The 25,488-nt window shown below is 44.6% G+C and carries 19 protein-coding genes; 7 read left to right on the top strand and 12 right to left on the bottom strand.

Translation table 11 applies throughout. The features are described 5' to 3' along the window. Positions 1–41: 41 nt before the first annotated feature. From ABID99_RS25335 to ABID99_RS25325, 3 genes are all read left to right on the top strand, one after another. Entirely contained in the window at positions 42–1,208 is a 1,167-nt protein-coding gene (locus ABID99_RS25335) for an aminotransferase class V-fold PLP-dependent enzyme (RefSeq protein ID WP_373615488.1), read from the top strand. Positions 1,209–1,439: 231 nt separating this feature from the next. Beyond that, a complete protein-coding gene (locus tag ABID99_RS25330; protein WP_354484800.1) occupies positions 1,440–2,375 on the top strand; it encodes a DUF6268 family outer membrane beta-barrel protein in 936 nt (311 codons plus the stop codon). A 49-nt stretch (positions 2,376–2,424) separates the two neighbouring features. Continuing rightward, complete coding sequence (locus tag ABID99_RS25325; protein ID WP_229701671.1) at positions 2,425–2,655, top strand: hypothetical protein; 231 nt, start codon at positions 2,425–2,427, stop codon at positions 2,653–2,655. Positions 2,656–2,921: 266 nt separating this feature from the next. On the opposite strand, the gene ABID99_RS25320 is transcribed toward ABID99_RS25325, so the two are convergent. The 5 genes from ABID99_RS25320 to ABID99_RS25300 form a co-directional block, all read right to left on the bottom strand. Further along, entirely contained in the window at positions 2,922–3,962 is a 1,041-nt protein-coding gene (locus tag ABID99_RS25320; protein ID WP_091169225.1) for an IS110 family transposase, read from the bottom strand. A gap of 507 nt (positions 3,963–4,469) precedes the next feature. Then, positions 4,470–5,978 carry a carboxylesterase/lipase family protein gene (locus tag ABID99_RS25315; protein WP_373615487.1) on the bottom strand — a complete coding sequence of 503 codons (1,509 nt, stop codon included), beginning with the start codon at positions 5,976–5,978 and terminating at the stop codon, positions 4,470–4,472. A 13-nt stretch (positions 5,979–5,991) separates the two neighbouring features. Further along, positions 5,992–7,590 (bottom strand): S8 family peptidase, encoded by a 1,599-nt coding sequence (locus tag ABID99_RS25310; RefSeq protein WP_373615486.1) that lies wholly within the window; start codon positions 7,588–7,590, stop codon positions 5,992–5,994. A gap of 115 nt (positions 7,591–7,705) precedes the next feature. Further along, on the bottom strand, positions 7,706–9,379 hold the full coding sequence (locus ABID99_RS25305) for a tetratricopeptide repeat protein (RefSeq protein WP_373615485.1): 1,674 nt from the start codon (positions 9,377–9,379) through the stop codon (positions 7,706–7,708). 60 nt (positions 9,380–9,439) lie between these two features. Continuing rightward, complete coding sequence (locus ABID99_RS25300) at positions 9,440–11,191, bottom strand: c-type cytochrome (RefSeq protein ID WP_373615484.1); 1,752 nt, start codon at positions 11,189–11,191, stop codon at positions 9,440–9,442. Positions 11,192–11,385: 194 nt separating this feature from the next. On the opposite strand from ABID99_RS25300, the gene ABID99_RS25295 reads away from it, so the two are divergent. Beyond that, on the top strand, positions 11,386–12,702 hold the full coding sequence (locus tag ABID99_RS25295) for an amino acid permease (protein ID WP_373615483.1): 1,317 nt from the start codon (positions 11,386–11,388) through the stop codon (positions 12,700–12,702). A 13-nt stretch (positions 12,703–12,715) separates the two neighbouring features. On the opposite strand, the gene acs is transcribed toward ABID99_RS25295, so the two are convergent. Next, the gene (gene acs / locus ABID99_RS25290; protein ID WP_090532845.1) at positions 12,716–14,617 is read right to left on the bottom strand and encodes an acetate--CoA ligase; all 1,902 of its coding nucleotides are present in this window, start codon (positions 14,615–14,617) and stop codon (positions 12,716–12,718) included. A gap of 497 nt (positions 14,618–15,114) precedes the next feature. On the opposite strand from acs, the gene ABID99_RS25285 reads away from it, so the two are divergent. After that, the gene (locus tag ABID99_RS25285; protein WP_373615482.1) at positions 15,115–16,773 is read left to right on the top strand and encodes a glutamine--tRNA ligase/YqeY domain fusion protein; all 1,659 of its coding nucleotides are present in this window, start codon (positions 15,115–15,117) and stop codon (positions 16,771–16,773) included. Between the two features lie 185 nt (positions 16,774–16,958). On the opposite strand, the gene ABID99_RS25280 is transcribed toward ABID99_RS25285, so the two are convergent. The 6 genes from ABID99_RS25280 to ABID99_RS25255 all read right to left on the bottom strand — a co-directional run bounded on the left by ABID99_RS25280 (position 16,959) and on the right by ABID99_RS25255 (position 23,200). After that, positions 16,959–17,741 carry an enoyl-CoA hydratase/isomerase family protein gene (locus ABID99_RS25280; RefSeq protein ID WP_373615481.1) on the bottom strand — a complete coding sequence of 261 codons (783 nt, stop codon included), beginning with the start codon at positions 17,739–17,741 and terminating at the stop codon, positions 16,959–16,961. 5 nt (positions 17,742–17,746) lie between these two features. After that, positions 17,747–18,166: a cobalamin B12-binding domain-containing protein gene (locus ABID99_RS25275; protein ID WP_090532397.1), complete on the bottom strand. Its 420-nt coding sequence runs from the start codon at positions 18,164–18,166 to the stop codon at positions 17,747–17,749. A 222-nt stretch (positions 18,167–18,388) separates the two neighbouring features. After that, the gene (gene xrtN, locus ABID99_RS25270; RefSeq protein ID WP_373615480.1) at positions 18,389–19,744 is read right to left on the bottom strand and encodes an exosortase N; all 1,356 of its coding nucleotides are present in this window, start codon (positions 19,742–19,744) and stop codon (positions 18,389–18,391) included. Continuing rightward, a complete protein-coding gene (locus ABID99_RS25265) occupies positions 19,725–22,232 on the bottom strand; it encodes an XrtN system VIT domain-containing protein (protein WP_373615479.1) in 2,508 nt (835 codons plus the stop codon). Before ABID99_RS25265 ends, xrtN begins: the two co-directional genes overlap by 20 nt. A gap of 51 nt (positions 22,233–22,283) precedes the next feature. After that, on the bottom strand, positions 22,284–22,586 hold the full coding sequence (locus ABID99_RS25260) for a transcriptional regulator (protein ID WP_091166986.1): 303 nt from the start codon (positions 22,584–22,586) through the stop codon (positions 22,284–22,286). Then, positions 22,583–23,200, bottom strand: coding sequence for a hypothetical protein (locus tag ABID99_RS25255; RefSeq protein ID WP_188833656.1), 618 nt, complete (start codon positions 23,198–23,200; stop codon positions 22,583–22,585). Before ABID99_RS25255 ends, ABID99_RS25260 begins: the two co-directional genes overlap by 4 nt. A gap of 316 nt (positions 23,201–23,516) precedes the next feature. Here ABID99_RS25255 and ABID99_RS25250 point away from each other — a divergent pair, with 316 nt between their 5' ends. Both ABID99_RS25250 and ABID99_RS25245 read left to right on the top strand, forming a co-directional pair. Next, the gene (locus ABID99_RS25250) at positions 23,517–24,335 is read left to right on the top strand and encodes a DCC1-like thiol-disulfide oxidoreductase family protein (RefSeq protein WP_188833655.1); all 819 of its coding nucleotides are present in this window, start codon (positions 23,517–23,519) and stop codon (positions 24,333–24,335) included. Positions 24,336–24,337: 2 nt separating this feature from the next. Next, positions 24,338–25,267, top strand: a complete 930-nt coding sequence (locus ABID99_RS25245) for a TIGR01777 family oxidoreductase (protein WP_090532387.1) — start codon at positions 24,338–24,340, stop codon at positions 25,265–25,267. Positions 25,268–25,488 lie beyond the last annotated feature (221 nt).

Below are 25,488 nucleotides of genomic sequence, written 5' to 3'. Positions count from 1 at the left end.
TTACTTTCAATTATAATTATAGCCGCTTATATAAATGTAACATGATACCCAGAGGTAAATTATATATCAGCTATAAGAATTTGGTTGAAGGCGTTTATTATTGCCTTACTGATCGCTTTCGCTCACCAGGGCCGGATGTCGATCAATGCGCTAACGAAATGGTTTGCCTCTCGGTGAGAACTGGAATCGATCTGGTATTAAATGCTTTGAATTTTCCGCCGGGCTTCGAGATGATTGTTACCGATATCAATATCCCGGATATGTTCGCCATAATTAACTGGCACGAATTAACGCTTGTTCCCATCCCGGTTAATAAGTATACCTTAAATATGTCCCCGGCCCAGGTGGAAGCAGCAATTACACCTGCAACCAAAGCTATACTGATCACTCACCTTTTTGGCGGTATCATGGAAATTGAAGAGATAGTTGCCATAGCAAAAAAGCATAACCTCATTATATTTGAGGATTGCGCACAAGCATATGCCGGTAATTTATATAGCGGGAATCCCGCATCAGACGTAGTGATGTTTAGCTTTGGCTTTATTAAAACCAATACGGCTATTAGCGGGGCGATGATCAAAATAAAAGACCCGGGTTTGTACACTGAGGTTGTTGCGCAAAATGGGCACTACCATCAACAAAGCACTGCAGGCTATTTTAAAAAGCTTTTTAAAGGGCTGTTTGTAAAGCTGCTCACCAATAAAGTTATTTATACCGGGTTTTATAATTTAGTAATGGCTTTGGGAAAAGACTTTGAACAGGTATTAGGTGGCTTTACAAAGGGCTTCCCCGGCAACGATATTTTTAGACAGATCCGGCATCAGCCTTCCACTCCAAATCAAAGGCTGCTCCGAAAAAAACTTGCTAACTTTGATCAAAATAGTATTACTAAAAGGATCCAATTAGCTAAAGATATTTTATCAAAGATCCCCGATAATTATAAAATTGGTTTTGAGAACAAGAGGCATTCTTACTGGGTGATGCCTGTTGAAACCCATAATCCGGACGCACTGATCAAACACTTGCGTAATAACGGTTTTGATGCCTCGCAAAAAGCATCAAGCTTAATCAAGTTGAGCGAGGCGGGCGGCGTTCCCAAACCTGAAGAATTAGCATTAGACAATCTTGTTTATTTACCAGTATATCCCGCTATGAGCGCAAAAGGCCGTAATAAACTAATACAACTAATAATCAATTTTTCGCACTAATCTCTTCTTATGCTGACAGGTTGTGGTGCTTTAACGTTTTCCATAACTGGGCTTCAATTGCTTAACCATATCCCTGGCCGAAAGATATCCGTTTATTAATAAAAAATAGCCCGAACTACCCCACCCATCCAAATCCACTTTAAAAAAATATCATCAACAGCAATGAGGGTAAAACGCTTCAGGCGTGTTTAAGAGACAAATTTTAATAATCGTCTTAACAACACAAATGCTATGAAAGCAACATTCCTGATCTATCTTGTTATCTTTTTGATTTCGTTTAAATTTACTGCAGGCGCCCAGCAAAAAACGGCAACCAATGCCGATTCTGTATTTAAGCCCAAAATCGGATCATTTGATGCCGGTTACTCCTACTCGCCGTTTACCGTTAAAAATAAAAACATGAACATCAGGCAAGTGAATGCTTCGCTCAACGTACCGCTGATAAATAATTTCAGGGACGGAAAGCTTGATTTTTTACTTGCCGGCGTTAGTTACAGCGGGCTTTCCTTATCCGGAACAGGAAAATCATTCGGCGGTACTGATTTTTATTCTATTTCGGTGCCCATCACTTTTCAAAAATCGTTTTCTGCAAAGTACGCGCTGCTGGTATCAGCAATCCCTACCTTATCATCCGACCTGAAAGATGTTTCGGGCGAAGACATGCTATATTCAGGCTTTGCCATGCTCAAGATCCGTAAGTCTAAAACCTTTTCCTACGCCGTAGGTGTGGGTTATTCAAGGCAGTTTTTTGGTACGATACTGCTGCCGGTTATCGGGATAGAATGGCAGATCAGCGAAAAACTGAGCCTTAGCGGCACCCTGCCCGTTTCCGAAAAATTAAAGTACCAGCTCAACGATAAAAGTATCATTGGTTTCAGCAGCGACTTTGGCATTGGCGGGGGCTCGTATCGCCTATCAAAAAAAACCGGGTCAAATTATTTACAGGTACAGCAGTATAAAAACACGCTTTTTTATAATTACCAGCTGGCTAAAAACTTTTCGGTACAAATAAGCGGTGGTTACAATTTTGTGCAGCAGCTTGACTTGTACAACAAAGATCAAAAAGTTAACTGGGCACCATTTAACGACCTGAACAAACGTGTTCCCCTGGTCGAACTGAAAAAGGCCGGCTTTACCGTCGAATCGGGGATCAGCTACCGGTTTTAATCCGGAGCAAGTATTCCTTATCAATGTATAACATCAATCAACCGCAGCAATGGAAACAACTATTAATTTAATGGTCGAGGTTTTTAAAACAAATGTTGAGGATCCGGCGCAGGCAGCAAAATTGGTAGGCCTGCTCCAAAACCGCATTACCAATAGCAGTGTAAATTTTGACCTGGAAGATTGTGATAAAGTATTGAGGATAGAGGGCCCGGATGTTTCACCGCAATCGGTCGTGGGCATCCTTAAAGATTATGGCTACAAATGCCAGCCGCTCGAATAAACATACCCGGATTATAATGCTTGTATTCCTGTTCGCTTGTCAAATAAACCCGAAGAGCTGTTAAAAAACAGATGAAACGCGTCATTGAGAAAGCATCAAGGTAACCTGAAAAAAGCCGTTATGGCATGTAAAATATATTTTAGGGATATTATGTGTGGGGCCGCGTTAGATTCTGTGTTGATATGCAAAAGTTATTTTTTATTTTTGAGTCTTAGGCAGCTTTATGTTAGCCTGTTTAGGGCAGTCCTTCAATTGAAGCGACTGCTCTAACTATTTTCGGATATGTGTGCATTCTGTTGAAGGTAGTCTTTTTCGAATGGTTTGTTGGTTTTGTATATAGTGTATACCATCTCCAATAATTTTCTTTGTACTGCTACAGTAGCTTTCATTTTCACGCTATTTCGGGATACGATCCGGACAAATATAGCTTTATATCTTTCTGAATGTCTTATGGCCGCTAATGCAGGTAAGTGCATGGCTTTTCGTAAATGCTTGTTCCCCCTTTTAGATATCTTGGGTTTGCCCTTAACGGATGAGCCGGATTCTTTTTCCCTGACATCCAGCCCGGCGTAACTGGTCAGCTGCTTTTTACTCCTGATCAGCTCAAAGCCGTTTGTTTCGGCTATGATCACAGTGGCCGTTAATAAGCCGACTCCAGGAATAGTGGTAATGGTAGCCAGTGTTTGTTTTAAATGTTTGTCCTGTGCTACAGCTGTTCTAATCTCAGTAAGTATTTCTTTAAGTTGTTCACCAATCATCTTTATCCTGTCCATCATTCTGCGGATAGTATCTTCCCCCGGAAAAGCTTCGGACTGTTCAGCATGTAGCTGGTTCTTGATCATGGTTCTTTCTGCAATAAGTTGTTCTCTTTCACGGGTTATCTGCCGCAGGGTCCTGAACACCCTTTTGGGTTGTACCCAGTTATCCAGTTTCTTTTCAAGTCCGAACATGGCTATGGCAAAAGACATTGATTTATCGGTAATTGTTTTGATCTCCAGTGTCTTGAAGAAGTTTGAGATCTTGTTGGGCATGACAATACTTACAGCATACCCTTTGCCGGCCAGATAATAAGCAAGGCGCTCGTGGTATACACCTGTGGCCTCCATTACATATCTTAATGGATATTGGGGGATGCTTTGCTTGTTTATCCATACTTCCAGGTTTGCAAATCCTTTTTCATTGTTTGGAAAAATCTTGTTCGCATAAACTGTTATAACTGCCTGCTCATCCATCTTGCCGATAGAAACCACCAGCTCTTTTTGAGCCACATCAATACCTACTACTTGTTTTAATAATCTGCTTGCCATTGATCAAAGTTTTTAACTGTTATAAGTGAAAACCTTTCTTCGTTTTTCCTCCTGTTGGTTATCCTGGATATACTGCCTGGTCGTATTCCTTACATTCTGTTCAAACTCAAAAAAGTAAAGGAGTGAGGCTATATCTAACGCTCAACATGCTCAAGGCTGTTTGGGATTGCTGTGCTCTCACTCTTTTCACTCATAAAATCATTACAATAATATTAGATGTAAACATAGGAGGGATTGCAGTGTAAAGCCCACAGCGTGGATTGGGATTGCGGGCGGGAAAAGCGAGGACTTGTAACGTAAAGCCCGGGCCGCAGGCAACGCCCAAATCTATAAAATCAATCGAAAAATGTACTTAATAATCAATAGCTTACAATCATGCCATTATAAGAAACGAAGCAATCCCGAACTATACGGAGCAACTCTGCTAACCGGGGATTGCTTCGTTACAGCAATGACGGCTTTTTCAATAAGATTTTATCAAACCATTTTAAACTGCATCCAGGGCAATTATTTCAGCACAAAGCAGGAAGAAGGATGGGTCCTGTCGTTGTAAATATCGTTAAGCTGCGTTGGTCCCGAAACGGTATCAAAAACCATGATATTATTTTCGCCTGCTACAAAATGAGGCCATTGCTTATCATTAACCTGGCCCGGAGCTTTGCCTTTTATAAAGTTTACCCAGGTTTGGTGTATTTGGTTAGCCAGTTTTAGTTCTGTATCGTTAAAATTGTTTTGTTTGGGTAAAAACCAAACATAGCCTAATTCATCGGCATGGGTTGCACCGGTACCATCGCGCTTGTAATCAAAACGGTACATCCAAACGTGGCTGCCTGCCTGTGCTAATGTGTTAGCCAGCCGGTAGCTGTGCATCTGGTACATGTATTGGGTGAGTACTTTTATGGCAGCGCTATCTGCATTGCCATTTTTAGCCTCACTTTCAAAGGTTGATAAAATATAACGGTAATTATCACCAAACCAACCATATAGCACGGTGCTATCGGGGTGGTTGAGGCGTTTATCAAAATTCATAAACATTTTACTTTCAAACTTATTGGTACCGATCAGGAAGCGTACTTTATCATTCCTGTTTTTGAGGATATATTGATATGGATCCTGCGAAATCACCGCGCCATCTATCACCGGGCCAAAATAGTTGGTACCCTGTGCCCCATTGCTGATGTTTGCCTGTGCTGCTATAAGTTTTTCGGCGGAGATTTTGAGGAGATCGGCAGGTTTGCTAACACCCAGCTCGGTCATTAGCCGCTGCCTGATGCCCTTAGCCGTAACAGAATCCCGGATGCATTGCACGGCGCCACTTTCTAAAATCTGCTGGTTGAAATAGCCTTTGGATTGCGGTGTTGCCAACAGGGCACTGGTGAGTTTAGCCCCCGCCGATTCGCCCATGACGGTAACCTTCGAAGCATCGCCGCCCATAGCTGCAATATTTTGCCTGATCCATTTCAGCGCCATGATCAGATCGAGCAATCCATTATTGCCGGATGATTGGTAGGATTTGTTTACATCGCCCAAATACATAAAGCCGAAAACGCCAAGGCGATAATTAATGGTAACGGTAACAACACTGTCATCGTCGGCAAAAGCGTGCCCGTTCATCCCCATACCCGAGCCGCCTGTAAGCGAGCCGCCATGTACCCATACCAGCACCGGAAGCTTAGCATCCCTTGCTGTTGTTGGTGTATAAACGTTCAATGTCAGGCAATCTTCGCTGCCTTTTAGCCCGCCTGTGCCGCCACCCTGCGATGCCGGGCTTCCAAATTTTTCGCATGAAAGCGTATCTTTCCATGCCATCATTGGCTGCGGGGGCATAAAACGCAAAGGGCCAACCGGTGGTTTAGCATACGGGATGCCTTTAAACACCAGGGTTGGCCCTTCTTCGATACCTTTTATCCATCCGCCTGATACTTTTGTTACAACTGTTTGGGCAGAGGTGGTAAAACCTAAAAATATGCCCAGTAAAAACGTGTAAACCGGAATCAGGCGGATGATATTTTTCATAAAATGGTTGATCTTAATAAGTGGCAGCCAGCTGAAGCGCGTTATAAGCATTAACAACGCCGCCGGTTATACAAAGATCGGTAAACGGAACTTCTTTTTTAGTCTCACCATCTTTAATCTCCACATTATGTGATATTTTCACTACCGATTTCATGATGATCTCCTTAACCTGTACAGCCGTTAATTTTGGATAATATGAACGGATGAGCGCCGCCAGCCCGGTTACAACCGGTGCCGCCATACTGGTACCATCATGCTCGGCATAGGCTGATTTTGGTGTGGTTGAATTGATGGCTACTCCCGGTGCAAACACATCAACACTGGTTTTGCCATAATTGGAGAAGGACGCTTTCAGCGTTTCATCGTCTTTAGGGCCCGATGCGCCAACTTCTATCCAGGCACCGGCTACGCCGCTTTTGTCTTCATAAATACGGTTAGGGACGTTCAGTTCAACTTCGGTGTTATTGTTGTCATTACCCGCGGCATGTACCAGCAGCACATCCTTGCTTAACGCAAATTTTACTGCATCATCAACTGCTTTTTTATTGTACGAGTAACTTTTGCCGAAGCTCATGTTGATGACCTTAGCGCCGTTAGCCGCAGCATAACGAATGGCGTTTGCTACATCCTTATCGCGTTCATCGCCGGTAGGCACTGTACGTACCGACATGATAGCTACATCATTGGCCACACCCATAACACCAAGGTTGTTATCCCGTATCGCTCCAATGATCCCGGCAACGTGGGTGCCATGATCAGCATCCGGGCCGGTTACGTCATTATTGCCATAAAAACGCTCATTAGCGTTGTTATAGTTATCGCCCACGGTATCTCTTGAATTGAAATTAAGGTTGAGGTGATAATCCAACTGTTCTTTAAAGTGAGTTAAGCCGCCGTTTACCTCTTTCTCCCTGAACTCGGCTACATTTTTAAACGAAGGCAGGGCGCTTACCAATACACGTTTAACATAGGCCTCACCATTATCTTTAGGCTCAAATTTGGTGATGTCATCAAGGCTTGGGTTTTGGTTGCCCAGCTTCGCCAGCACCCCATCAAGCAGGGTATTGAATTTATTGATCACCGTATAGGTTTGTTGAGCTTTGGCAACCTGCTTATCCATATCGGCTTTCATAGCGCTGTACGCTTTAAAATCGGCAAGGTCTTTCCCGGTAAGTTTGGTACTGTCAACGTTGGCAAAGCGGGCGTTGTTGATCCGTACCAGCCGGGTAAGCTCCAGGTTATCATAATGTACATCTCCCTTGGCCGATCCTATAAAATCCCAGCCGTGCACGTCATCAGCATAACCGTTTTTATCATCATCCTTTTTATTCGCGGCGGTTTCTTGCGGGTTGTTCCAGATCACCTTTTTAAGGTCTTCATGTTCAACATCAATACCCCCATCAATTACGGCTACCAGCACGGTAACGTGTTTTTTGCCTTTTAACAGTTCGTTGTATGCTTTTTCGGTACTGATCCCAAATACAGAATCGGTTTTAAGATCAAGGTTTTGCCAGTTAGGTTTAGTTTTTGGAGCTTCCTGCGCATAAGTGAATACAGGTAAGCAAAGCCCGGCTACCAGCACAAGCTTTTTAAGCGGAAAATTGTTTATCATTAATACTTTCAGTAATAGTTTATAAGTACAAAAACTCTAAAGTAGGTTTTTAATTGTTTAAAAAATGTGCGGGTTTGGTGATTTTAACACGTTTTCAGGAAAAATATCTTGCCGGTCACTCTACTTTTTGCTCAAAAATATGTTCAATTATAAATTTTGATTCTTCTACATAAACCTTTTTCCTGATCAGTTCCCGTAAATCGTCGGTGGCACCATCCCTTATCTCATAGTTCTTTTCTTTACAGGTTTTTATAAAACCTGTATACAATTGTTTCGCTTTGCCTGTTTCGCCTTTTGCAAGTGTGGCAAGCGCTATATTAAACATGGCGTAAGTGGCGTCATCCTGGTATTTCAGCGCCTTGTAAGAATATTTTATACAGTCATCAAATTTACCAGCACAATAACATGACCACCCCAGGTTACCCAAGGCATTGGCATAAGTGCTGTCAATAGCTATTGCTTTTTTGGCGGCATCAATAGCTGCCAGGTAGTTACCCGATTGCGTATAACTTAAATTGAGCCCTACGTAGGCGTATTTATAGGTTGGGTCGGCCTTTACTGCTTTCTGATGATAAGTTATGGCTGTTTCATATTGCTTTTTCTGATAGTAGCAATCACCTATCCTGTCGTATGGAAAAGGATATGATTTATCAATGCTGATAGCTTTTTGGAGATCTTTTATGGCATCATCCAATTTATCTGCGTAATAATAAGCGTCGCCGCGATCAACATAAAAAGTCCGTCGGTCGGGTTCCAAGTTGATGGCCTGTGTGTAAAGACTGATAGCTGTTTCGTATTCGTTTCTGTCGCAGTAAATATCACCTTTCAGGTTATAACCATCACCGTCGTCGGCATTTTGGTTAATATGCTGATTGATAAAATAAAGGGCGCTATCAGGCATATCCATATTTTTGTAGCACCTGGTGAGGTTGTAGTAAGTCCAACTATAATTGGGCTTTAACCGTAATGTCAATCGCAGATCAGTTGCTGCTTCCTTATATTTTTCAAGGTCGGTCAGGCAGTCGGCCCGGTCATAATAAAGTACAAAATAGCCCGGGAAAAATTTAATGGCCTGGTTGTAATCAGCTATCGCCTTGTCAAGCTCATCAAGATTATAATAGCACTTAGCTCGCATCTGGTACGCATGGGCATACTGTGGCCATACCGCCAATATTTGATCACAATACGTTATACATTCGTGGTATTTATGTTCATCAAACAACATTTCTGCTTTCATTGTGTTGGCCGAAATCAATTCCGGGCTGTCTTTTAGCAACCGGTTCAATTCAGTGCCTGCGGCCGATTTTCCTTTAAATGACGCGGTAAGTAATTTTAATCGTTTAGCAAAAACGGTATTAGGAGCATTTTTAAAAAAGCCGTCTAAAATTTTATCGGCATTTTTATCGCCGGGCTGTGATGTGAATACCAGTTTAAAAAAATCTTTCCCCAGCTGTTTTTCCGCAGGCGAAAGATTGCTATTGTCAGCAATATCCTTAACAAGGCTAAAAACTTCATAGCCCTGATAGGGCATGATCCGCGTTACATCTTTTTGTAAAGTGATGTTTTTAATGCTTTTGGATAGCAACATCATTCCTTTATCAATGCTGTCTTGCCTGAAACAGGTGATAGCCTCTTTTAAATTGGATGCATAGTCGCTGATCTGATAACCAGGTGCGGTTATTGGTACAGAAATTTTTTTACTGGAAGTATCCGCCGGTACTAAAGCCCAGGTGGTTAAGGGGCCTAAAATGAACAGCCAAAAAGCTATTGGTTTGAATGATAAGGTCATGCTATAAAAATAGCATATCCGGTTAATATTAAAAAATGGAAATGGGTTGCCGGTTTAATCCTATTTACCCAGTTCAGCCCTAACCTTTTTTACCTCAGCCGCGGTAACCAGGCTGCTGTTATTACCAAAATTATTGCGGATATAGGTAAGTACCGCCGCGATATCAGCATCACTTAAAAAATTATGCTTGGGCATGGCGCTGTTGTAAGGCCTGTTTTTCACCTTGATAGGGCCATCCAGACCATTAAGCAGTACCCTTATAGCGAGGTCTTTTTCCATAAACTTACCACCGGTTACCCATTCAGATCCGCTAAGCGGCGGGATCATATTACCATCGCCGCGGCCATTTTTTTGATGGCAGTTGGCACAATAGGTATTGTAAATTTTAGCGCCACCTTTGAGCATGCCGGTTTGCAAATCGCTCTTTAAAACATCGGGCAACCTGAAACCCGGAAGTTTTTTACGGAGCTCCATTTTGGCAAGTTCGGCCTTGCCAAACCCGGCTTTGTTACCCGTGTAGGAAATTTTCCAGATCTTTCCTTCCTCTGTTTCGCTGATGTATAAGGAGCCATCCGGCCCCATGGCCAGCCCCATTGGCCGGTAAGCCGCGTCACTTACGCTTACTACCGTGTTTTTTCCGGTAAAGCCATCGGCAAAAATTTCCCATTGCCCAAAAGGTTTGCCGTTTTTAAAGGGTACAAAGCATACAAAAAAGCCAGCCTGTGGGTAAGGCGATCTGTTGGTTGAACCATGAAAAGCAATAAAAGCCCCGTTTTTATATCTTGCCGGGAACTGATCGCCGGTATAAAAAAACAGGTCGTTGGGGGCCCAGTGCGCCGGGAAAGCCATAATAGGCTGAGTGTATTTAGCGCCGTTGCCGGCTTTTATGCCATCGCCGCCATATTCGGGGTTCAGAAGTTTTTTCTTTTTAATAGGATCGTAATAATAATATGGCCAGCCTACATCAGTGCCCTTTTTTACTTTAATAAACTCTTCAGCAGGCAGCACCGCGCTTTGCCAGGCGCTGAATATTTTAGGGAACTGCAGACGCAGGTCGTCGCGGCCGTGGGCCACCACATACAGGCAATTGTCGGCAATATTCCAGTCCATGGCAACAACACTGCGCAGACCGGTAGCATAACGGATGCCGTCTGTCTGTACCTGGTTGGGTTTAGCCTCATCAAACTGCCAGATGCCCCCATATTGCTGCAGCAAGGGGCAGCCCTTGATCCCTTTTGAACCGGGGACCCTGTTTTGCTCCTGGCAGGCGTTTGAGGGCGCGCCAAATGCTACGTACATGTGCCCGGCATTATCAAAAGCCAAAGGCTTGGCATCATGTTCATGCGGAGCGGTAGCATCATGCAAGATCAATTCTAACGGGCCATCAGGCACCAGCAATTTAGGATTTAGTTTAGTGCGATAAAAATTTTCTTCCGAACTAAAGTACAGGTAGCCTTTATGCACCCGCATCCCTGTACCATACGGACCTTTATCTTCATAATTGGCAAACTTTTTAATAATATCTGCCCGGCCATCACCATTGGTATCACGCAGCGCAACATTACCACCGATAGAATCGGGGAAGCGGAGTTTTACATAAACATCGCCATTGGTGTTCACCGCGATATGACGCGCGCGGCCTTCCAAACTATCCACCACCACAACCGCTTTAAATTTGCCGGGCAGGAATAAGCCGCCATTGGTGGTGTCAGCAGCAGGCGGTACAGTGTTATGGCCTATATTTTTAAAACTGATAATCAACAGTGCACACAGCACCAGCATCACGCCGGTCATAGTTTTTTTGCTTTTCATTTGAGACGAACAGGTTATCTAAATGCAGGATTGGTATTAAACGGCAATGCCCTGCTATAAAAGCGATTTTGCAGGTAAATGTTTAGGAAGATTCATTTTTATTGGCTGAGAGACTAAATATTATAACATGGGCCGGATGTAAGGATATCATGTTATCCCAAAAAATCCTATCTTTTCAACAAAACAAAAGATCCATGCCCGAAACTCATCCCGAAAAAAACAAATTAGGCCTGTGGACCAGCACCTCGCTGGTGATTGGCAATATGATTGGTGCAGGCATTTTCCTGATGCCCGCGGCTATGGCTTCGTTCGGGAGTATTGGTTTGCTGGGCTGGGTGTTTTCGGCAATAGGCTCGTTCTTTTTAGCGAAGGTTTTCAGCAACCTGAGCAAGCTGCTGCCCCATGCCACCGGCGGGCCGTATGCCTACACCCGCGACGGGTTGGGCGATTTTATTGGATTTTTAGTGGCCTGGGGATATTACCTCGCTGTGGCCTGTGCCAACGCGGCAATTACTATCTCGTTTGTGAGCGCTTTAAGCACCTTTTTTCCAATATTGGGAAGCAGCAGTGTTGTAGCTGTGATTACCGGTTTATGTTCTATCTGGTTATTAGCTTATATCAATACATTGGGCGTTGTTACTGGCGGCAAGCTGCAATTGGTTACCACTATTTTAAAGGTGTTACCACTGCTGCTGGTAGCTATCGGCGGTTTGTTTTTCATTAAGGCAGCAAACTTCAGTCCTTTTAACGCCAGCGGGACAGGCATAGTCAGCGCCCTGCAGGCAACGGCTACCATGACCATGTTTGCTTTTATTGGTATTGAAAGCGCCACCGTACCATCGGGCAGCGTGGCCAATCCCGAAAAAACAGTGGCCAGGGCAACCATGCTGGGGCTGCTTATTACCACCTTTATCTATATACTGGGGAGTGTAAGCGTGATCGGTATTATCCCGGCGGCGCAGCTGCAAAAGTCACTTACGCCTTATGCCGACACCGCGATGATCATCTACGGCAGCAGCGCCCGCTACTGGGTAAGCGCCGGTATTGCCATCGCCGCTTTCGGTTCACTGAACGGGTGGACGTTATTGCAGGGGCAAGTGCCTTATGCCATTTCAAAAGATCAACTTTTCCCGCCGATATTCAGCCGCACTAATAAAAAGGGTGTACCTTATATGGGTATTATCATCAGCAGTATCATGGTATCGCTGTTTATGGCCATGAATTATACCAAAGGCCTGGTAACACAATTTAAATTTCTGCTGCTGCTTTCGCTGTTGAGCGTTTTGATCCCCTATTTGTTATCGGCAGCGGCTTACCTGGTTATCCGGGTACGAAAAAGCCCAAAGGCAGGGGGCTGGGCCGGAGCTATAGCACTGGCTATGCTGGCTTTTGCCTATGCGCTTTGGGCTATTGCGGGAGCCGGGCAGGAAGCTGTGTATTACGGCTTTTTACTGCTGATGGCCGGGATCCCGTTTTATGTTTGGGCTGCATTCACAAAAAATGCGAATTAGTTTTTCTTAAATATTATAAGGCCCCTGCTTTGATTTCGTCAACTACTGCCGGATCAAGCAAAGTACTGGTATCGCCCAGGTTTGAGGTATCCCCCTCGGCTATCTTGCGCAAAATGCGGCGCATGATCTTGCCCGAACGGGTCTTTGGCAAGCCGGTTACAAACTGGATCTTATCAGGTTTGGCTATCGGGCCAATGATACGTGATACCGTCATGATGATATCCTTGCGGGTAATGTCCTCATCGCCATGCTTATCGGGGCTCACCACATAGGCATAAACACCCTGGCCTTTAATATCGTGCGGATAACCCACCACCGCCGATTCAACTACGCTACTATGCATGTTGATGGCATTCTCCACTTCGGCAGTGCCTATACGGTGGCCGGATACGTTCAGTACGTCATCCACGCGACCGGTAATGCGGTAATAGCCGTCCTCATCGCGCAGACAGCCATCCCCGGTGAAATACATGTTTTCGTAAGTGGCGAAGTAAGTGGTGCGGCAGCGCTCATGATCGCCATAAGTAGTGCGCAGCATGCCCGGCCACGGAAATTTGATACACAGGTTGCCGCTTACACCGTTGCCTTCAATCACTTTGCCGTTTTCGTCAACCAACACGGGTTGCACGCCTGGTAATGGTAAGGTAGCATAACCCGGTTTGGTTGGGGTAATGCCGGCGATAGGAGAAATCATGATACCGCCATTTTCGGTTTGCCACCAGGTGTCAACAATCGGGCAGCGGTTTTTGCCGATATTGTCATCAAACCAATGCCATGCTTCCTCATTGATAGGCTCACCTACAGAGCCCAATTTTTTAAGCGAGCTAAGGTCTTTATTATTGACATTGTCCAGCCCAAAACTCATCAGTGAGCGGATAGCTGTCGGCGCGGTATATAATATGTTTACTTTGAATTTATCTACAATCTCCCAAAAGCGGCCGCAGTCAGGATAAGTTGGGATCCCTTCGAACATCAGCGTGGTAGCCCCCTGGGAAAGCGGGCCATATACGATATAAGAGTGACCGGTGATCCAGCCGATATCGGCAGTACAGAAATATACCTCGCCCTGGTTGTACTGAAATACGTTGGCAAAAGTATAACCGGTATAAACCATATAGCCGCCGCAGGTATGTACCACCCCTTTGGGTTTACCCGTTGAGCCAGATGTGTACAGGATGAAGAGCATATCTTCGGCATCCATTACCTCGGCGGGGCAGCTTGGGTTACCTTGTGTTTCCACTTTTTTGATCTCATCTTCCCACCAAACATCGCGGCCTTTGATCATGGATACCGGCGTGCGGCTGCGTGTAAGCACAATCACTTTTTTAACCGAACGGCATTGTACCAAAGCATCATCAATCACAGTTTTGAGCGGCACTTCCTTGTTGCCGCGCTTGCCGCCATCGCAGGTGATCACGATGTTGCACTCGGCATCATTGATCCTATCGGCAATGGACTGTGCAGAAAAACCACCAAACACTACCGAGTGGATAGCACCGATACGCGCGCAAGCCAAAACAGCAATAGCCAGCTCGGGGATCATGGGCATATAAATACAAACACGGTCCCCTTTTTTTGCGCCGTTATTTTTAAGTACGTTGGCAAACTGGCACACTTTATCATGCAACTGGCGGTATGTTAATATCCGGTGGTCTTCTTCCGGGTCGTTAGGTTCCCAGATGATGGCCGGTTTATCGCCAAGAGTTTCGAGGTGACGGTCGAGACAGTTTTCGGTAATATTGAGTTTTGCACCCTGGAACCATTTGATCTTAGGCTCCTTAAAGTTCCAGTCCAGTACGGTGTCCCACTTTTTTTGCCATAAAAAATTATCGGCAATGCCGGCCCAAAACTGCTCGGGCTGCTCAACACTTTGCTGGTAAACTTTTTTGTACTCTTCAAATGATGTAATTTTCATCGGTTGGTTGTTTGGTTGATGAAGCTGTTCCGGGTTTAAATTGTTTGTTTTTTTGTTGCCCCGCACCAGTTTCATGCTGGTTTAAATGGTGGGCGTAATTTAATAATTTATGTGTGATGTATATATTAAAATTCTTACTTTTTAAAATATTTTAAAAAGTAAGAATTGGACTATTGCAGGCTTTAGATTTTGGTATTGTTATTGGTTTGTGCAGGAGGCGCGTTAGGGATAGAAGTGGAAAGCCCGCAGCGAACGAGGGGGAGCGTAGGGGCAATGCGAGGACTTGCAACGGATAGCCCGGGCCGCAGGCAACGCCCATGTTATAAACCCGATTGGGAGGCCATCTCCTTGCATTGGATACCCGAGGTATGGGACGCCGATATATCCGGCATGGCTTCCTGTTTTGACTGGCCAATAATACACAACCGAATATGCTATGATAATGCGCACAGCCGCCTAAAATTTTGTTACTTTTGCTCATATTGCTATACTAATTTATGAGCGAAGAAAGATCACTGAACTTTATAGAGGAAATTGTAGAAGAAGATTTGGCTGCCGGTAAAAACGACAACCGTGTACTTACCCGTTTCCCGCCCGAACCTAATGGTTACCTGCATATTGGTCATGCCAAGTCAATTTGCCTTAACTTTGGTTTGGCAAAAAAATACAATGGCCTTACCAACCTCCGTTTTGACGATACCAACCCCGTTAAGGAGGATGTTGAATATGTTGACAGTATTAAGGAAGATGTAAAATGGCTTGGCTTTGATTGGGCCAATGAGCTTTATGCTTCTGATTATTTCGATCAGCTGTATGCCTTTGCCGTTGAACTGATCAAAAATAACCTGGCCTATGTTGATGACAGCACAGCCGAAGAAATAGCCGCCCAGAAAGGTACGCCTACCGAACCTGGTACGCCCAACCAGTACCGCAGTCGCTCAGTAGAAGAAAACCTGCAGCTGTTTGCCGATATGAAGGATGGCAAATACCCCGACGGCGCGAAAGTACTGCGTGCCAAGGTTGACCTGGCATCGCCCAACATGCACCTGCGCGACCCATTGATGTATCGTATTAAACACGCTCATCACCATCGTACAGGCAATAAATGGTGTATTTACCCCATGTATGATTTTGCTCACGGGCAATCGGATGCTATTGAAGAGATCACACACTCTATCTGTACGCTGGAGTTTGTACCTCACCGTCCATTGTACGATTGGTTTATTGAAAAACTGAATATTTTCCCGTCAAAACAATACGAGTTCGCCCGCTTAAACCTTAATTATACGGTAATGAGCAAGCGCAAATTGCTGCAGCTGGTTAACGAAAACTATGTTGATGGCTGGGACGATCCGCGTATGCCTACCATCAGTGGTTTACGCCGCCGTGGTTATACCCCTGCTTCTATCCGTGAGTTTTGCGAGCGTATTGGCGTTGCCAAACGCGAAAACATGATAGATGTTGGCTTGCTGGAGTTTTGTATCCGCGAGGACCTGAACAAAACCGCATGGCGCCGTATGGCTGTGCTTGATCCGGTTAAGCTGATCCTGGATAATTATCCCGAAGGCGAAACCGAAGTGATGCATGGCGAAAATAACCCCGAAGTTGAAGGCGGTGACGGCGGCAGGGATATCCCTTTCGGCCGTGAGTTGTGGATAGAGCGTGAGGATTTTATGGAGGTTGCACCTAAAAAGTTCTTCCGCCTGGGTATCGGGCTGATGGTTCGCCTTAAAAACGCTTATATCATTAAAGGTGAAAGCATTGTTAAAGATGCCGATGGTAATATCACCGAAATTCATTGCAGCTACCTGCCCGAATCAAAATCGGGCCATGATACCAGCGGCATTAATGTAAAAGGCACCATCCACTGGGTGAGTGTTGAACACGCCAAAACTGCCGAGGTGAGGTTATACGACCGTTTATTCCAGGTTGAAGACCCTTCAAATGAGGATGGCGACTTTAAAGATTATATCAACCCTAACAGCCTGCATGTATTATCAACCGTATACATTGAACCAGATTTAGTTAATGCCGAGTTAGGCAAGCCGGTTCAGTTTATGCGAAAAGGCTATTTTACTTTAGATAAAAACTCGACTGATGATAAACTGGTGTTTAACCGCACCGTTACATTGAAGGACGGTTGGGGTAAAAAGTAATCACCCCTGGCCCCCTTAAAAAAATCATGTCATTGCGAGCGTAGCGTGGCAATCGCACGGAAGAATATCCGCCCTGTATAGCATGCGATTGCTTCGTCGTTCCTCCTCGCAATGACATGTTTTTTGTGTTCCGGACACCCGTGACGACAACAACGGCATAGCCTTGAGTTTTCAGCTTTTAGCTTCTATTCTCCTTTAAATTCAGCCTTCCGTTTTTCCATAAAGGCTGCTACGCCTTCTTGAAAATCTTTTGTGCCGAAGCATTTCCCAAATTCGGTTATTTCAGTTTCGTAGCCGTTAACGCCATCGGTATAAGCGGCATTGATACTGCGGATAGCTGCCGCAAGGGCTAAAGGGGCACGGGATAATATTTTATTCAGGATCTCTTCGGCTTTAGTTAATAGTTCTTCGGGGTTAACTACGTGGGTAACCAGGCCATATTGCAGGGCATCGCCCGCGGTGATCATATCTGCGGTCAGGATCATTTCCATCGCTTTGCCTTTACCAACCAGTTGGGTAAGGCGTTGTGTACCACCATAACCAGGAATCAGCCCCAAAGTAACTTCAGGCAGGCCCATTTTAGCATTGTCAGATGCTATGCGGATGTGGCAGGCCATGGCCAGTTCGAGCCCACCGCCCAAAGCAAACCCATTTACCGCTGCTATTACAGGCTTGCTGCCGTTTGCTATTAAATCAAAAACTGCGGTGTGGCCAGTACGCGAAAGCTGTGCCCCCCCTTCAATATTCAGCGCTGCAAACTCACTGATATCAGCTCCGGCAACAAATGCTTTTGGTCCGGCTCCGGTAATGATGATACCACCTACCTTCGGATTTTGGAAAGCTTCAGTAAAAGCGCTATGCAGTTCGGCCAGCGTATCTTTATTAAGAGCGTTTAGTTTGCTTTCGCGGTTAATGGTGATTTGTTGAACGCGGCCCTTGTTTGTTATCAGTAAATTTTGAAATTCCATAGGTATTAGAAATTGCGGTGTTCATGTACCCAAGCGGTTATATATTTTACAATATCCTGCGTACTGGTGCCGGGCGGAAAAAGCTCGCCAACACCCAGCTTTTGCAGCTCAAGCATATCTTCATGCGGAATAATACCACCGCCGGTAACCAAAACATCATCCATTTTTTTCTCTTTAATGAGATTAATGATGCGCGGAAATACCGTCATGTGCGCGCCCGAAAGTATAGAAATGCCAATGGCGTCCACATCTTCCTGCAGGGCTGTATTCACCACCATTTCGGGGGTTTGGCGTAGCCCGGTATAAATAACTTCCATACCTGCATCGCGCAGCGAAGTGGCAATAATGCGCGCGCCGCGGTCATGGCCATCGAGCCCTACTTTGGCAACTAAAACACGGATTGGTCGGTTAAAGGTATTACTCATGAATAACCTATTGGTTTTTGTAAAAGTAATAAGAAAATTATGGAAGTTTATTTATGTTTCATGCAATGTAGGGAAACCTCATAATTCGATCCGTTTTACCAATTTTATATTAAAAAATTTCTACACAAATGCTTTATAAGATCTCCACAATTAATCGAATTACACGAATATAAAATTGATTCAATTCGATTAATACGTAAAAATTAGTGTAAAATTTTTCATTTATTGTTTAATAGCCGGCAAATTCTTCACGGCCTCTAACAATGCGGCTTCTGTAGCTGCGTTAACGTTTACCAGGTAAAACGGCTTGGCTCCTTTTGCTGCTGCCCATCGCCATTCAAACTCATTGATTGATTTCATGTTACCATTATCAAACCACCAGGCAGCGTAAATCTTATCCTTTGCCTTGGTAAGCACTCCTAAATAAACCTGCCGACCGGCAATTACTTCCTTTTTTATCGTACTGAAAATATAACCGCTTCCCTGCCAGCAAATCATGGGGTCATGTTCGGGGCAATAAAATCGAGAGGGTTTCACATAAACCAGCGCACCGGTATTTTCAAATTTAATTACCCCGCTTTCCAGTACCGATTTTTTATAACCGGGTAAGGATACGTTACTTACGCTTTTGTCCTCCAGGTCATCTATCGATTTGATGTTTATAGTTATTACAACCAACGCCACGGCCAAAGCAAGGTGTATCAGCGGGAAGCGCAGTTCATCCGGCGCCAGCCTGATGGTTTTATAAAACCGCGGATCGATGTATGGTTTTTCGGTTCGTTTCAATACGAAAGAAGAAAGGAACAATAAAGGCAATACCACGTAAATGAGCAGGCAGATAATCCCGGTCAGGTCATGCATCGTTGTACCAGCCGGTATTTTGAAAAAAACCAGCAGCAGGATACGGCAAAGGTTGCACAGGATGTTGAGCGCAAAAGTAAGCACCAACAAAAACAAGATCCACACCAGGTGCAATTGCTTTGCCGCCTGCCGCTGGTAATGAGCTATTATAAACAGGCAGATCATGAACGAGGTGGCAAGCATATGCAAACCTGCGCAGGCCTGGTCCACAGAAAATTCGAAACCTTTAAACCGGATGATGTTGCCTGCAGCGCTGGCTTCCATTCCCATAGATGCAAGCAGAGAGGCTGCTACTTCACTAAGCCAGATCCTTAAAGGAAAGCTGAATGTATTACTGACATATTCGAACGCGGGTGAAATGAGCAATAACAACAGGAACAATACCAGGCTTATTTTTCCTTTTAAGTTCTCAAAGAAAAGCAGTGCAGAAAACAGCAAGGCCAGGAACAAATTTGTTTTAACCGGAAAATAAATGGCAACTGTTGTAAAAACAATGGCCGGGACGAGGTGCCTTAATGAAAGGCTCCCACGCTTTACCTTGCAGATATAAGGCAGCAACGCCAGGCCAAGCACCGTATTGGCATCCCACTTAAAATAAATGATACCTAACCTCGCTGCAATGCCAATGTATATTAACCAGCAGCTACTGATGATTAGCCTGCTGCCGGTTAATTTAAATGAGATATACTCCTGCAAATTATAGCTCCGGCTGAACATGCTTGCTCTTATATACTAAGAAATTTATCACCGCTATTACAACCAGGATCAACAACCACTCACCGGGTTCGGGTACTGCGCCCGATGATTTTGCAGAAGCGTTTTGAAGGCTGTTCTTATTTTCATCAATCCCGAAGCGTTCATAATCTTTTTGAGTTTCGAGTACAATAAGGCTCGAAACAGGCGAGGCTATAAAAGCCTGGTTAGCCTCATCGATAATATCCGGCTGCACATAGGTTTTATCAAAATAATGCGGACCAACCTTTTTCATAATATCGTTATAAGCAAACAGGCGTAGCAGGTGGTCAGGCGCATTGCCTGCTTTTAAAGTATCGCCAGTTTGTTCAATAACTAAACCCGATTGAGCGAGCACAACATGAGTTGAATCTTCCTGCGAATGGCTAAATTCATGTTTTGTGAGCTTACTTTGCAGCGTTGCTACATCTCCTTCGTTATAAGTGAATACCCGCATCTCTTTCAATGCCTTTAAATAAGGTGTTAGGTTGGTGCCGATATTGTATAACTGCAATTGTTTTGCACCCGGCAGATAGCTGGTTAATGCTTTGCCAAACTCCGATTCGTCAAGGTCGCGCAGGTTAGGAGAGGTTTCGGCGCATTTGGTAATCAGCAATGAACTTTCGGGGTGTTTGATCTCATTAACCGGGAACATACTGAAGTTGAGTTTGCCCATCCTGCTGTAAACATTGTCACGGTTATCTTCAGTCAAAGCCTCAAGCTTGCCATCGTAATAGTAAACTTTTTTGGTTTTGATGGCCGGCCAAAGCTCGTCCAGTTCGCTGGCCGACCAGCTTGCGTTAAGGTCGAGGTAGACGGCTTCCGGGTTAAAGTTTGTGGTTTGAGGCACATAATCTTTCAGCTGATAGCCTTTGCCTGCAAATGCGAACGGCATATCGGCAAGCGGCGGGGCTTTAAACGTGATCTGCTCATCCGGTTGATAAGGCCGGTCGGCAGTATAAACGCCTTCGCTGATCTCATCAAAGTTTGGCATGTGGAGGCTTTCAGGTTTCTTCGAAAAAGATACCTGGATGGCTTCGGTTGCGTCTTCGGGCGATGGGCCATCGAAATAACTGCTTTCATAGGTAAGCATATCGCTTTGCTTGCGCAGCGGACTGGTGATCCCCACCCTGAATTTGCGGTTTTCTTCGGGAGTACATGGAAAAATTCGTGCCGTTACTGTATTGCCCTCCTGCCAGTGAATTACCGATGGGTCATGCTGCTCAACACCTACAATCTCGTGATAGGCAGAGTCGGCTTTGGCTTTGGTGGTTAATCTTGATTTTTGTTCTTTACCATCTATCCATAATGATAAGGAACTAACAACCGAACCTTCGGGCACATGGAATGTGTATATCGCCTCTTCTTTGCCAAGCCATGCCCGAACGCCCCCGTTCTCAGTGTTGTGTACGGTTAGTGTTTTTTCGGTATAAGCTAAACGGTATTCAGGAAAGATTTTAACATTGGTGATCACGTTGGCCGTTTTTAACTTATCGCCGCTCCAAAGCCGTTCCTGCGCCTGGTGGCGGGAATCGTACATGGCTTCTAATATTTTTATCCGCTCCTTTTCGTCAAGGTTTAAGTCGCCGCCAAACAGGCTTGCTATCACTATAAAAGGATCATGCTGCATTGGTTCATCGAATGAGGCTTTATTCCAATCGCCCCAATACCAGCTATCACTAAGGTTGGCAGTTTTATACACGATGCCCGCTTTGATGATCCGTTGCGCTATAGCGTTTTTAGGGATATTTTGACTGATCACCACCCAGGTCGGCAGTTTGCCTTCAGACAGTGTATTGTGATTGATAGCAAGGTTAACCTGGTTATTGATGCTTTTCCATTGCCATATAAATATGCTGCATGCAATGACAGGCACTAACAGGCCAGCCCCCAATGCCATTTTTAAGGACTTGCTGCCCCTTACTGTTCTTTTAATGGTGATAAACGTTACTATAGCCAAACCCATCGGCACAAAAACATGCAGCGAAAGCCCCAGCGCGATAGCTGCAAAAATGCCGATGAGATACATGGAGGTAAGGTATACGCTGTAATAAATAAAAAGCAGGAAAGCCATCCCCAGGAAAAATGTCACCACGTGTTTCATTTTTGAACTGAGCTCATTCATAAATACAGAAAGTATAATGCTGATTGTGGAGATACAGATAACAACCGACAGCCAGGTAACCGAAGTGTTGAAAACAGGGATGCTCAGGTTAAGTGCGAACGCGCTGATGAACCAAAGTGCCAGGAGGAGCACCCAATAATGTAAGCGCCTGAATCCTTTATATATCACCACAAAGAAAAACACAAGTGAGGCGGAGTAATTGAAGCAAAAAGCACCAAAAGCAGTTCCTTCGGTAAGTTCAAAAAGGCCGGACCCCTCCATAAGGAAGAATCCGGCAGATATAGTGATTAGGATTAGGCCAAGTTTAACAACACTATCTTCAAATAAAATTGCTTTAAGGTTTTTCATATTTTATAAATTAAAAGTACTTTGTATTTCAAAGTTTATAGATAAAAAAAATTACAGTTTTTGTTGTTTGATCAAATTTTCGAGGGCAAGGAGGTGCAATTTGAAGGCGGCCCGCCCTTTTTCGGATGCCAGGTAACGTGTATTGGGTTTGCGGCCTATGAAAGTTTTCTCCACCTGGATGTATTCTTCCTTCTCCAGCGCTTTCAGGTGCGATGCCAGGTTACCGTCGGTAAGGTTAAGCAATTCTTTAAGCGAGTTAAAGTCGTAGCTTTCATTAGCAACCAATACGCTCATGATTTGCAGGCGAATGCGGTTTTCAAAGGCTTTATCAAACTGATCTAATGATATCTTCACTTATCGTATCTAAAATGCATTACTGTACCATAAATAATGTGGAGCAGGCCGAAACCCAGACTCCAGAAAATTAAGCCGTAACCCGGCATTACAGCACACAGCAAACCTAATAAAATCTCCAATATCCCCAAGCTTCTAATACCCGAATATGTATAATGGCTGCCTGCAACTAACGACATGCCATAAAATATCAATGTAGCAGGTGCCACAACACCATAATAACCACGATAAACAAGTATAATAGTAAATAAACCGCCGCTTACCAATGGGATTGCCATATTAATGAGCAGGCGTTTGCTTCCGGCGCCCCAAAAAGGCTGACTGTTTTTTTTAGCCTTGCGTACCGATAACCAGATCCCTGTGCCAATAGACAATACAAGCACCGCGATTGCCACGATAAATAATTTTATGATCAGCAATTCTTCATTGTAAGTATGGCGCTCCCTGAGGGTAGTATACTCGCCCTGCAGCAAACTGTATCCTATGCCGGCGCCGGCGAAGGCATAGATGCCTGCCATCACACCCGAAAGGCCGCTAAGCGAAATAAACTTGGCCGAACGCTCCATCAGGTCGCGGATGGAACTTAACTCTGCATGAATATCTTGTTCTTTCATCAAAAGTACTTTGTTGTTCAAAGTTAAATATAAGATTTGATTTTGCAAGAGGGGGATTGAGTTTTCTCAAATTATTTGCATCGCGCATAGTTAACTCACCCGGTCTGCGCTTCGCTGGACCACCCTCTCTTCGCCTTCGGCGGAAAGAAGGTAAGAAAAATAAAAGAATAAATCCCCTCTTTACGCTTGCGTAGAGAGGGGTGACAAGCGCAGCGATGTCGGGGTGAGTTAACACGCCGGCATACTTAATTTAATTTCAGTATTTATTGAAAGTTTAAAATATATTGTATATTTGTTTCAGAAAACACTGAAAATTATGAAAACGCTCAAGAACCACATGATCCTGTTTGATGCAGAATGCCCCATGTGCCGTGCTTATACCGGTGCCTTTGTAAAAACAGGGATGCTTGATGCTGATGGCCGCGCTGCGTACCAGGAAGCACATGCAGGTACCTGCCCTGTTTATGACAGGCAACGGGCTGTTAACGAAATAGCCTTAATTAACCTGAAAAGCGGCGAGGTTACCTACGGTGTTAAAAGCCTTTTCAAAATAATTGCCAATACCTGGCCTGTATTTACTCCCTTATTTGCTTTTAAACCATTCATCTGGCTCATGAGCAAGGTTTATGCTTTTATATCATACAATAGGAGGGTAATTATCCCTGCTGCCGAAACCGGCTTCGAATACCAGCCTGCGTTTAAGCTGCATTATCGTTTATTGTATTTGCTTTTCACCTGGTTTTGTACAGGGTTTATCCTTACCGCTTATGCACATCTGCTTAGGGGGATTGTTCCTTTAGGCAGCCCCTATCGTGAGTACCTGATTTGTGGCGGGCAGATCCTTTTCCAGGGAGCAGCTATATGCAGCTTTGACCGCCGTAACCTGTGGACCTACCTCGGCAACATGATGACCATCTCTTTTGCCGGCAGCTTATTACTGCTGATGGGGTTGGTTGTAAATCACTTTTTTCAATTCGGCCCGCTGATTTACACCCTGTACTTTATGGCGGTAGCAGGTTTAATGCTCCTTGAACACGTCCGCCGTACCAAATTGCTTGGGCTTGGCTGGGTGCTCACCGTTACCTGGGTAACTTATCGTATTGTTTTATTATTACTTATTTTAAACCTTAACTGATCATGAAAGCTTATAAAAAAATCGTACTGGCCGGCGGCAACGGTTATCTCGGTACCGTGCTGGCCAAATACTACCGCGATTTGGCAGACGAGGTGATCATCCTGGCCCGCAAACAAAAACCTGTTGATGGCAATGTACATACCGCTGTTTGGAATGGTGAAACCGAAGGGGGATGGACGGTTCACCTTGCCGGTGCCGATATGCTGATCAACCTGTGCGGCAAAAATGTAAACTGCCGCTATACCGAAAAGAACAAGCGGGAGATCATCCGTTCAAGGGTGGTACCTACCGAACTATTAGGCAGGGTGATCCATAAGATGGAAAACCCGCCAAAGGTTTGGATCAATGTAACTTCTGCCACCATCTATCGGCATGCTGAAGACCGTCCGCAGGATGAGGATACCGGTGAGATTGGTTATGGCTTTTCTATTGATGTTTGCAACATCTGGGAAAACACTTTCTTTAAAACAGATACGCCCCATACCCGTAAAATTGCCCTGCGCATGGGCATTGTGTTAGGCCGAAGCGACAGCGTTTTTCCGCGGTTGCTTAACCTGGTTAGGTTTGGCCTCGGCGGCAAACAAGGCGATGGGCAGCAATACATAGCCTGGGTGCATGAGCATGATGTAGCCCGGAGCACCCAATGGCTGTTAGACCACCCCGAATTAAATGGCATATTTAACTGCACTGCCCCTGAAGCCGCAAAGAATACTGATATGATGCAGATTATCCGCAAGGCTTATGGTGCGCCTTTCGGTTTACCTGCCCCTCAGTGGCTGCTGGAAGTCGGCGCGATGGTAATCGGTACCGAAACCGAACTGATATTAAAAAGCCGGTGGGTAATGCCCAAACGCTTACTGGATAGCGGGTTTATATTTCAATACCCAAAAGCGGAGCATGCGGTGCATGATATTTTGAGTTTGAAGAGGTAGCAGGTTAATAATATGGCAACGCGTGATGAATTTCTTCAACACGGACGCTGCCGGGAGTCTGGGCTTTAAATAGCGAAACTTAATAAGCAGGTATTGGTAAGAATAGTTTTTACTATGAACTAAAACTACTTCAGCCCCCGATATACTTCGCTATCCAAAGTCGGAGACTTCAGCAGTGCAAACATTGCTGAAACATTTAGGGCTATGAACCATCAACTATG

Source organism: Mucilaginibacter sp. OAE612, assembly GCF_041806395.1.
Taxonomy (GTDB): Bacteria; Bacteroidota; Bacteroidia; order Sphingobacteriales; family Sphingobacteriaceae; genus Mucilaginibacter; species Mucilaginibacter rubeus.
Note: the sequence above shows the minus strand (reverse complement) of the source record. Positions and strands in the feature narration are given on the sequence as shown.